Annotated in this window: 8 protein-coding genes and 1 tRNA gene; 3 read left to right on the top strand and 6 right to left on the bottom strand. The window is 63.9% G+C overall.

Translation table 11 applies throughout. From position 1 onward, the window contains the following. Positions 1–368: 368 nt before the first annotated feature. A complete protein-coding gene (locus AC628_RS31780) occupies positions 369–680 on the bottom strand; it encodes a DUF736 domain-containing protein (RefSeq protein WP_074130702.1) in 312 nt (103 codons plus the stop codon). A 705-nt stretch (positions 681–1,385) separates the two neighbouring features. Then, positions 1,386–3,398: a ParB/RepB/Spo0J family partition protein gene (locus AC628_RS31775; protein WP_083633223.1), complete on the bottom strand. Its 2,013-nt coding sequence runs from the start codon at positions 3,396–3,398 to the stop codon at positions 1,386–1,388. A gap of 1,128 nt (positions 3,399–4,526) precedes the next feature. On the opposite strand from AC628_RS31775, the gene AC628_RS31770 reads away from it, so the two are divergent. After that, on the top strand, positions 4,527–5,834 hold the full coding sequence (locus AC628_RS31770) for a site-specific integrase (protein ID WP_143201902.1): 1,308 nt from the start codon (positions 4,527–4,529) through the stop codon (positions 5,832–5,834). Positions 5,835–5,852: 18 nt separating this feature from the next. Here AC628_RS31770 and AC628_RS31765 read toward each other — a convergent pair. After that, a tRNA-Gln gene (locus AC628_RS31765) sits at positions 5,853–5,927 on the bottom strand. A 220-nt stretch (positions 5,928–6,147) separates the two neighbouring features. On the opposite strand from AC628_RS31765, the gene AC628_RS31760 reads away from it, so the two are divergent. Then, positions 6,148–7,926 carry an acyl-CoA dehydrogenase family protein gene (locus AC628_RS31760; protein WP_074130700.1) on the top strand — a complete coding sequence of 593 codons (1,779 nt, stop codon included), beginning with the start codon at positions 6,148–6,150 and terminating at the stop codon, positions 7,924–7,926. Between the two features lie 237 nt (positions 7,927–8,163). On the opposite strand, the gene AC628_RS31755 is transcribed toward AC628_RS31760, so the two are convergent. From AC628_RS31755 to AC628_RS45600, 3 genes are all read right to left on the bottom strand, one after another. After that, positions 8,164–9,099, bottom strand: a complete 936-nt coding sequence (locus AC628_RS31755; protein ID WP_168193491.1) for a lytic transglycosylase domain-containing protein — start codon at positions 9,097–9,099, stop codon at positions 8,164–8,166. Between the two features lie 228 nt (positions 9,100–9,327). Beyond that, positions 9,328–9,576: a VOC family protein gene (locus tag AC628_RS45605; protein WP_245321429.1), complete on the bottom strand. Its 249-nt coding sequence runs from the start codon at positions 9,574–9,576 to the stop codon at positions 9,328–9,330. Positions 9,577–9,578: 2 nt separating this feature from the next. Beyond that, positions 9,579–10,019 (bottom strand): hypothetical protein, encoded by a 441-nt coding sequence (locus tag AC628_RS45600; RefSeq protein ID WP_245321427.1) that lies wholly within the window; start codon positions 10,017–10,019, stop codon positions 9,579–9,581. A 231-nt stretch (positions 10,020–10,250) separates the two neighbouring features. Between AC628_RS45600 and AC628_RS31745 the strand changes: the two genes are divergently transcribed. Continuing rightward, a complete protein-coding gene (locus AC628_RS31745; protein WP_074130699.1) occupies positions 10,251–10,814 on the top strand; it encodes a DinB family protein in 564 nt (187 codons plus the stop codon). Positions 10,815–10,838 lie beyond the last annotated feature (24 nt).

Here is a 10,838-nt window from a genome sequence, read left to right as displayed (position 1 = left end):
CCTTTCTCTGCCGTAACAAGGTCCTTGCATCGACGCCACGCAGCGTTGCCGGCCGCGAAAATTCCGATGCGCCGCGCAGGATGCCACGCTCATCAACAACACAATTTCGCTACAGCAAGAGGGCGTCGTCGCTCTTGGAAGCTGTCGCAGTAACGCTCCGGCGATAGAAAATTCGCACTCAAACCCGCGCGAATTTCCGATCGCTCACCCCAAGACACCAATCCAAAATCAGTCCGATTGATCGCAATTTTCCGCGTGGCGAAGCCCGTCTTCCGAACGCAAAAATGCTCCTCTTCTCTTTCTCGAAGCGGTGTAAGCACGCAAAACAGCCCCGCCTCCGAAGAGGCGGGGCCGATGATCGGATGCGATCAGTCGCCGCTGCGGCGCGACCAGATCAGGCTGAAACCCTCCTCGCCTTCGACCTTGACCAGCGAGGCATAGATCGGCGCCGGGAAGCTCGGATCATCGAGCTTGACCGAGAGATATTCGCGGTCGCTGTCGCGGACGGTCTTCTTCCAGGCGGCTCCGAATTCGGTGACACCTGCGAAGATGCGATAGTCGGGAGCCTTGTCGTTGTCCTTCTCGGAGGCCGTGAACTTGGCCTTGATGTTCAGCGTCAGCGTCTTGATCGAGCCCGTGTAGCCGTTGTCCGAAGCGTTGAAGGTGCCGATGGTCGCCATGGTAATCTTCCTCTGTTGCTCGGGCCGCGCCCATCGCAGCCTCGATGGCTGTCCTTGGCCCGGGGAGCGATCGGCCCGCAGCCGTAAGGCCCGCAGCGCCAGCGGAGGATGGCGAAAGCCTGCTTTTTTGTCTTGCGCGAGGAATGCCGCCGTCAGGCCGGCAGGGGAAAAAAGCAGGCGTGAGCTGTTGCGGGAGGGCGATCGAGGCTCTTGCCGTCACCCGGGCCTGATCAGCCCATTCGAGGGTGCGTTGGACGCGAGCCCGTGCGCGAACTGATGGGGATTTTCATCGCTGCTAACGCCCGGCGCAGCATCGGGCAACGGCGAGATCGATCGGGAAAAACCAACGTCTGCGCATCAATCGCAGGACGACGGCCGGGCAAATGACCGCGAACCCACCCGCATTTTTTGCATAAGGAACCGGCGTCGCCGCCAGAATTATCCGCCGCTTTGCGCTCTCGACGGCGAAGGTCCGGACACGATCAAGCTCCCAGCCTGATCGCTTGGTCCTCACAAAAGGAAGCAGGACACAGCCACCCGGCGTGGCAAGCGGCCGTGGCTTGGACGGATCGTAGCCCCCCATTCGAGAAGTGGCCAGCGTCGGCAATCGCCGCTTCGCTTCAACTGAACCAGCCGCGCACCGTCAGGTGCGCGGCCGCAAATTTGGAGCTTGCCGGGGCCGTCGTTACGACCCCGGCTCACCTCCTACTGCGCAGCTTCCAGGCAGGAATCGTTGCCCTCCGCCCCATCTGGCGCATGGGCCCGATCCTCTGCTCTGGCGGTGCGCAGCAGCGACGGCAGCCAGCCAGTCGACGCCAGCAGCTGCTCGGCGGCCGCCGCCATCTCGGCCTTTTTCACGCCCGACAAGCGCCCAGCCGCCTCCTCGTTCACGCCTTCGCGGACCGCTTCAAGAATGCCCGCTTTGGTGACGCGGCCGAGATAGCTCCGCACCGTCGGCCGCCAGTATCCGGTCATGTCGAGGGCCACGGCCTCGGCCAAATGCCGGGCTGCCGCGAGGGCGCACGGCCTCCGGTCGAATGGCAGTTTGACCGCATTGACGGTCAATGCCGCGCAATGCGCGAACAGGGACATGCGGCTGTCGTGGTCAAGTCCAGTCAAGAATTCCCAGAGCCCGCTGGGGTCCTTGGGCATCTGCCTGGCCCAATTGGCATGGCGATCCGACCATGCCTTACCGGCCGCCGTGTCCTCGATTCCGACCGCATGCACAGCCAAATCCGTCTTCACCGGTTGGATGCCGGCCACATGGGCATTGGCCCCGAAATAGAAAATCTGAGCCGCCAACGCATGGGTCACCGCGACGATGGCGACGTCCGGCTGCTCACTCAGATTGAGGCGCAGCCCCAAGGTGCGATGCGCGGTGAGGTCCCGAACGAGCGTGTCAGACAGCCGTTGATCCTCGTCCTCCTCGTCGCTGGCACTCTCCTCTTCTTCACCGTCGTGCGCAGCTTCGACGCCTCCTTCGCCTTCCTCTTTCGCTGCCTGAGCGTCGCCTTCATGCCCGGTTTCAGCGTGGGGTTTCTCGTCCTCGGGGCGGATGAAACCCCGCTCGACCCGCACCGTGCCGTCGTGATTGAGGACCACGAAGGCGCCGCCGCGCGCGACGTCGGCGGGATCGTAGGCCTGCCGCTTTGCCTCCAGCCGCTCGATCTCAGTCTCCAGCTCGCCGAACCGCGCGTCCACGTCGTCGGGCAGTTCCTCGGCCGTCTGATGCTGTTCGGTCAGCCGGTCGAGCTCGGTCTGGACCGCCTGAAGGGAGGCCTGATCTTCCGCCGACAGCTCGACCGGATGCGGGTAGACCCGGCGCATCCCGTGGGCATGCGGGAAGTCGAGATGGGCTTCCGTCCACCGCCATCCCTCGGCCGCTCGCAGGTTGTCCGCCTCGCGGCCGAGCCTTGCGGTCACCAATAGATCGAGCAGCGAGACGTCTTCCAGATAGCCGCCGCAATCCTCGGTAAAGAGGTCGCGCAGCACCGTGCCGCCCGCCTCTGTATAGGCCTCGAGCCCAACGAAACGCGCTCGCCGATCCGTGGCAGCAACGTGGGACTGGGTGAGCAGACGGCGGATAGTGGCAGCATCCGGGTCGAAGGGCAGGCGCTCATAGACGGCTTCCTGCCGGCCATGATCATCCGTGATGGCAAACGCCATCAGCTGCTCGAGCGTCAGCTCGCCGTCGCGATAGAGCTGCACCAATTTGGGCGATACCGCGCCGAGCCGCAGGCGTTGCCGCACCACATGCGCGGTGACGCCGAAGCGGGTCGCGATCTCCTCCACACCGAGTCCGCGCTCGTCCGCGAGCTTCCTGAATGCCTCGAACTCATCGGCCGGATGCATCTTCTCCCGGGTGACATTCTCGTCCAGGCTGATCTCGTGAGGGTCGTTCGCGATATCGATGACGCAGCGGATCGGTTCGTTTTTCTTGATCTCCTTTCGCTTGACCCTCAACAGCTGGGCCAGCCGCCTGCCCTCGCCGATGGTCACGCAAAAGAACCCCGTCGCCGCCCCCTCGCCATCGACCTCCGGTTCAACCACCAGATTCTGCAGGATGCCTTTGGCGGCGATGCTCGCCGCCAACGCCTCGATCGCCGCCTCGCTATGCGGCGTCTTGCGCGCATTCTTCGGCGACTTCTTGAGCTTGCCGAGAGGAATGCGAACCTCTGTTCCATCAGGTATTCCAAATGTTTTGGCCGACATGATCATTCTTCCTTTTGCTTCCATGGGTGCAGGGCGCACTCCGCGCCTGCGCCCCTGCCCGTCGGCGAGACCAGGGGTAGCAAGTGCCAGGGCGACCCGAGCGGAGGGGGATCGCCCGCCCGAAGGGTCGCTTCGCAAGAAGCGGGTCTGCACAAGCGTGCGCCCATGTCGTCCAACGTTGTCAGAGCGAGAACAGCGCGGAAGACCGGGGAGACCGCTCGGGTCGGCGCCGGCCGGCGCTTCACCCTGGCGCGCGCGAGGGGCAGCGCCCCATAGCCTCGACGATGAGAACGCTGCGCAACCCGAAAGAAGTGAAATCAAGCCAAGAGTGACAAGATCAAAAGGGCAGCCGACGACAGGGCAGTGATAGCGACGCGGGCTTGCAATGCCCGCGGGCACCGAGGCGACTGCAGTCGCGAGACCGGTTAACAAGGCACCCGAGCGCGGGACAGTGATAACGACGCTGGCATGCAATGCCGGCGGGGCCCGCGGGCGAGTGCCTCCGGCGAGCGACACATTATACTCTCTTACGTGCGCGAGGGATCGAAGCCGAATGCCGAGACTCCGTGCGGCTTGGTTTACGAGAGCCCGCTGGGGCGACAGCCGCACGCGCCCACGCAACCGATCCGAAGCAAGCAGAGAGATGACACGAATATGATCGGCTTGACCTAACAGCGGCTAGTGATACCGGGGGCGCCGCAAGCGGCCTGACTTGGGCGGAAGATGCAGCAACTTAGCTTTGCCAGCAGTTGAGCAATTTCCCTGCGCGATGTTTAATTGCGATCAATAGCTCGCCCCTAGAACAAGCACCGAATAGACTCTTCCATGAGCACGCAATCGTCGTCGTTCCCAGCGCCACTCATAATCTACTTCATGTGACGTCAGCGTTTTGGTTTGCGCGATGCGACGCTCTGCCATCATTCCGATCGGTTCTTGGCCCCGCCGTATGCCTGCGGCAATCGCAGCTGGATACTGCGGAGAATCTTCCGTCGAAGCATTTCTCAAACGAGTCGGCATCGAGTATCCTCAACCACGGATCAAAGAAGGACGACGCCAGCTGTGGTTGAGAGACGATCTGGACCGGGCGATAGCTCCGCACCTCGTTCCCGGCGACCTCGCCGAGGATTTGTGAGCGTGGAACTGCCTCGTCACGTTATCCCGAAGGTGCTGGCGAACGGTCGGACGGCGTTCTATTACAATGTCCCGACACGCTATCGGAAAATGGGCTGCCCGGTACCGAATGAGCCCTTGGGCACCGACTATGCCAAGGCTTGCGGAGAAGGCAGCCGGGCAGAAACGTTGAACGGCCTGTTCGATGAATGGATGGATGCCCGCAAAGGACTCCCGGTCTCGAGCGAAGCAGCGCCACGCATCGGTACAATCGACTGGCTCTTCCGTGAATATCGGCAGAGCCGCGCGTACCTAGAGAAGGTCAAGCCACGGTCGCGCCGAAACTACGAATGGAACATGCGCGAGATCTGCGACACGCCGACCAAGCGCGGCGATCGCGTGGGCAGCCGGCCGATCAAGTCAGTGACACCACTAAGCGCCGACAAGCTGTATGACACGTTCGTCAGGGGTGGAAAGGGCAACCGGCTCAGGACCGCCGAAAAGCTGATCGTGCTCTGCCGCAAAGCCTGGCGCGTGGTTCACCGCCTGCATCCGGCCGAGTTTCCCCAGGACGTTCCAAATCCGTGGATGGGCGTTACCATGGCGACCCGGATCAAGCTCGTGAAGCACGCGGTGACGCGCGAGCAGGTCTACATGTTCGCGCATGGCTGCGTGGAGCGCGGCGAGCCGGAATGCGCAGCAGCAGCTGTAATCTGCTTCGAGTGGTTGCAGCGCCCGGAAAACGTGATAGCCGGCCACATCAAATGGAGCGGGTACCGAGCCGGGCCCAAGCCGACCATTCGGATCGAACACCACAAAACCGGTGCCGTGATCGACCATCCCCTGGAAGAGCGCTTGGCCACCGGTGAGGTCGTAAAATTCTACGAGGAAGCCGAGGGAGTGCTGGGTAAGCTGACGCGCCGCGGCGTACCGATGATCCTACGCGAGATCGTGCCCCGCCAGCGCCGCGCCTCGGACGACGATCAAAAATCCGTCTCGAAGCCCTACTCGTTCTCCGGCATGCAAAAGATCGTCCAGCGGATGAGGAAAGACATCGGGCTGCCCAAGGAGTTCACCCTGGATGCTTGCCGACACGGCGGGATGACCGAGCTCGAGGAGGCGGAACTCACCGAAGGACAGGGTCGCGCCCTGTCCGCGCACCGGACCCGGGAGAGCTATGCCGGGTATGCCAAACGGACCGAAGCCCGCATGCTGTCCGCGACTCGGAAGCGGCATGCGCACCTGCTCGCGAACCAAATGGCAACAGACGTTCAGAATGCGACTGCGGACAGCGTTCAGAACACACAACAAGAACCATCAAAATCCGCCTGAATAATCAAAGCGTTAGCTTGGCTGGGGCGGGAGGGATCGAACCTCCGAATGGCGGAATCAAAATCCGCTGCCTTACCGCTTGGCTACGCCCCAACGCGCCGATTGAAGGCCACGCCGGTCTATAGGGTGAGTCCCGCCATTTCAACAGGGCGGCGATCGAAAAGGCACGAAAGCCCAGGGATGATGACGGCACTCCCATTACATAGCGCCGCCGCGGTGGCCGAAACAGACCGTGCGATGTCCGTTCGGACAGTTGAGAGCCCGCCGGTTTCATGGGATGACAATTCGCAAACGCCTCGTCGGGAGTAACGCCATGACCTACCGTGCGCCGATCAACGATATTCTCTTGTCCCTCAATCATGGTGCGGGGCTTGCTGCCGCCGTCGAGGCCGGCCACTACGGCGATTTCGACGGCGACATCACCGCCGCGGTGCTGGAGGAAGCCGGCAAGTTCGCCTCCGATGTGCTGGCGCCGCTGAACAAGGTCGGCGACGAGCACGGCATCAAGCTCGACAACGGCAAGGTGACCACCGCACCTGGCTGGCCCGACGCCTATCAGCGCTGGACCGCCGCGGGATGGAACGCGGTGTCCGGACCGGAAGCATTCGGCGGCCAGGGCCTGCCGCTCGCGATCAACGCCGCCTGCACCGAGATCTGGAGCGCATCCAATGTCGCCTTCGGCCTCTGCCCGCTGCTGACGCTGTCTGCGATCGAGGCGCTCGATGCGCATGGCAGCGCCGAGCTGAAGAAGATCTATCTCGAGAAGCTCGTCACCGGCGAATGGACCGGCACAATGCAGCTCACCGAGCCCAATGCCGGCTCCGACGTCGGCGCGCTGCGCACCCGCGCTGAACGCGCCTCCGACGGCACCTATCGCATCAAGGGCACCAAGATATTCATCACCTATGGCGAACACGACATGACCGACAACATCGTGCATTTCGTGCTCGCGCGCTTGCCCGATGCCCCTGCCGGCACCAAGGGAATTTCGCTCTTTCTTGTTCCCAAGTTCATGGTCAATGCCGACGGCTCGCTCGGCGAACGCAACGACATCCACGCGAGCGGCGTCGAGCACAAGCTCGGCATGCACGCCTCGCCGACCTGCACCATGACGATGGGCGACAAGGGCGGCGCGATCGGCTTTTTGATCGGCGAGGAAAACGCGGGCATGCGCTGCATGTTCACGATGATGAACCAGGCCCGGCTCGGCGTCGGCCTCGAAGGTGTCGGCATTGCCGACCGCGCCTATCAGCAGGCGCTGGCCTATGCGCAGGAGCGCAAGCAGGGCAAGGCGGTCGGCCACAAGGGCGACGGGATGGATCCGATCATCGTGCATCCCGACGTCAAGCGCATGCTGATGCAAATGCGCAGCATGACGGCGGCGGCGCGCACGATCTGCTACGCCACCGCGGTCGCGCTCGACGTCTCGGTGCGCGCCAAGGACGCCAAGGTGCGCGCCGACGCGGCAGCACGCGGCGCGCTGCTGACCCCGATCGCGAAGGCGTTCTCCACCGATGTCGGCAACGAGGTCGCCTATCTCGGCGTGCAGGTCCATGGCGGCATGGGCTTCATCGAGGAGACCGGCGCCGCGCAGCATTACCGCGATGCCCGCATCACCTCGATCTATGAAGGCACCAACGGCATCCAGTCGATCGACCTCGTCACCCGCAAGCTCGGCGCCAATGGCGGCGCTTCGGTGTGGGCGCTGCTCGACGAGCTCGCCTCGACCATCAAGCAGGTCGAGACCTCCAACGATCCGGCGTTCGGCACCACCGGCGCCAAGCTGCGCGATGCCCACGCCGCGCTCGAGCGCAGCAGCAAATGGCTGCTCGAGCGGCTGGCCTCCGCGCCGAACGATGCGCTGGCCGGCGCGACACCCTATCTGCGGCTGTTCGGCGCGACGCTCGGCGGCTGCATGCTCGCCGGCGAGGCGCTCGCCGCCAAGGCGAACGGCGAAGCCGAGCCACAGCGCTACGTCGCATTGGCGCGCTTCTTCGCCGAGAACATCTCCGTGCAGGCGCCGTCGCTGGAGAAGACCGTGACCGAAAGCGCCGAGGCGGTGACCGGCGCGGATGCAGTGCTGGCGGGGTGAGATCTCCCCGTTTGGGTCGTTAGGCCGCGCCACATTCACAACTGTCGTCCCGGCGAAGGCCGGGACCCATGCGCCGCAGCAGATAATCGTGAACGGGACTCGCCGTTCCGACGACGTGCAACAATGACCACTTGTGGTAATGGGTCCCGGCCTTCGCCGGGACAACACCGAATGCGTTGCGCCGCCAGTGATTGAGAACTTGCGAAGTCACTGCGCTGAAGACGCAACGCGCATCACCTAGTTTCTAAACACGAGGCAGCGCCCGCCGATCGCCTCAAGTCGCGCGCACAGCTGGTTGGCTCGCTCGCGGGAGGTCTCGGCGACCCGCAGCAGATACCAGGTGGCCGAGCCCGGCCCGGCCATGTGCGATCTCAGAACGAGCGGCGCACGATCGCCCAGCACCGATGCAAATCGTTTCTGCAGTTGCTGGTAATCGGCGAGCACCCTCGATTGCGACGGGCCGCCGGCCAATTGAAGTCCCCAAGGTCCCCACGCAGCCTGCTGTGCAATTGTCGCGGACTCCTTTGGGCTCGCGGGCAACGCCCTGACGAGCATGCCGCGCACGATGTCGCCGCAGGCCATGGCGGCATCCGTGTGGACGCGATCCTCGACCGAACCCTGCGCCCATTCCTCGGCCGACTTGCCGGTAATGATCCTGACATAGGCGCGTGTTTCGCCCGGCAGGTTTCCGCGTCCGGCCAACCAATCCTGGACGCGCCGTGGACCACCATTATAAGCAGCCGCCGCAAGGCCGAGATTGCCAAACCGCGCGCGCAGCTCGCGGAGCCAGCGAGCCGATTCCTGCAAGGCAGGCAACGGCTCGAACGGATCAGCCAGACCGCGCCAGCGCGCAGTGCCGGGCATGAATTGGGCGATCCCCTGGGCGCCAGCCCGGCTGACCGAGCCGGGATCGAAATTGCTCTCCTGCCAAATCAGTCGGACAAGGAAATCCGCCGGCAAGCCGTTCCTTAATGCGGTCTCCTCCAGTGCCTTGCAATATTGTTGCGGCCCATCGAGCTTTGGGTCCGGTTGCGGTGGCGTCGGAGATGGAGAGGATGCGGATTGACGCTCCGATGCCGATCGATCGGCCTCCACATTGTTCTCTCCGATATTCGGCTTCGGATGAGGTGCTTCCGCTCGCGCCGGCTCGGCGTGTTGCGCGGCCGGCGTCACCGCCGGCTTGCCGACCGGTTCGGCGCCTGCGACGCGGACGAGCAGCAGAAGACAGGCCGAGGCGATGGCCGTTCGTGGAAATCGATGAATCCGCCGCGGCCCGAAACTCGACTGCATGAAGCGATCATCAAAACGGAGACTGTGTCCGCCCGGATCATACCATCGGCGCCGCTCGACGGGCGGAGAATTTGGATGGGATCCGCACCTCGGTCGTACGGATGCGGCCGTCTAATCGTCGGACAGGCTGCCGACGATCGATGCGCGGCGGGACAGCTCGATCCAGTTGCCGTCGGGATCGAGGATCATGGAAATCCGCGCGACCTCGCCGAGCGTCACCGGCGCGAGGCCTTCGCGCACACCCTTGGCACGCAGTTCCTCATGCACGGCATCGATGTCGGCAACCTGCAACGTGACGTAGCGCCAGCCGCGCGCCTGCCGAGTTTGATCGACGCTTGCGGCGCGATCTTCCCTGAGCAGGATCAGGCTGTCGCCGAGGCGGAAGGCCGCGCCACCCGACCATGATTGCTCGGCGAAGCGAGGATGTCGCCGTAGAACCTGCAGTGTGCGGCGACGTCGCGCACCGCCATCGCGACAGCGATCTGGGTGATGCCGTCATGTCCGGGCGCGACCAGACAAACGCTGTTGCCGTCGGGATCGGCCATGCGTTGCGGCGCCGCAACGCCCTCTCGCGCAACGATCAGCTCGCGATACCCGCTCGGTGCCGCATCGGGCAGCGGCTCGACGTGATGGTTGAGCTTGATGACTGAGCCGTGCGCGTCGTGCCGGTACTGTTTCTGCCCGCGCCGGATCGGCAGCACATGATCGAAGCGAAGCCCGGCATCCTGCTGCCAGAAATGCAGCATCGGCTCGAGATTGTTCGTCGAGAGGCCGATGTCGATCACATTCTTCGCAAGTTGCATTTGCCTGCCGCCCTCACACATAGTCCCCGCAACGGACCCGACTAGCTATGCGAGGATCACCTCATTGCGCAAGCACCAACAATCCCCGATCCTGAAGCTGTTGCTGTCGCGGGTCGGCCAGCTGGCCGCGGCCCGCCTGGAGATTCTTGTAATGACGCGTTCTCTTCACGCGAACGGGCGTCCACTCCGCTCGAAAGCGCTCTAAGATCACTCGATGCAGTGAGGACCGAAATGCCTGCGAGCCTGGTTCAGACTTTTCGAGCTTTTGCCTACAATAATGCCTGGGCCAATCATCGCCTGCTCACGGCATGCGCCGGTCTCAGCCAGGCGGAGTTCGTGGCGGCGCGGACCGGGTTCTTCCCGAGCCTGCAGGCGACGCTGAACCACATCCATGTCATTGATCTCTTCTATGTCGACGCGCTCGAGGGTGGCTGGCTCGGGCCGGCGGCATGGGCCAATGAGGTGCCCTACCCGTCGGTCGCGGCGCTGCAAGCCGCGCAGGCTGCGGTCGACCAGCGCCTGATCGCGCACTGCGAGGCGCTGACGGCCGGGCGGCTCGATGACGTCGTCAAGGTCAATCGCGACACATCGGTACAGACCGAACGGCGCGACCGCCTGCTGATGCATCTGTTCCAGCACCAGATCCATCATCGCGGCCAGGCTCACGCGATGCTGTCCGAAACCACGGTCAAGCCGCCGCAGTTCGACGAATTCTTCGCCGCCAGCGAGGCCCCGCTCCGGGAAGCGGAGTTCAAGGAGCTCGGCTGGAGCGAGGCCGCCGTGTGGGGCGGCTGAGGACGAGGTTCCGCTCACAATAGC

Source organism: Bradyrhizobium sp. NAS96.2 (assembly GCF_001908235.1).
GTDB lineage: Bacteria > Pseudomonadota > Alphaproteobacteria > Rhizobiales > Xanthobacteraceae > Bradyrhizobium.
Note: the sequence above shows the minus strand (reverse complement) of the source record. Positions and strands in the feature narration are given on the sequence as shown.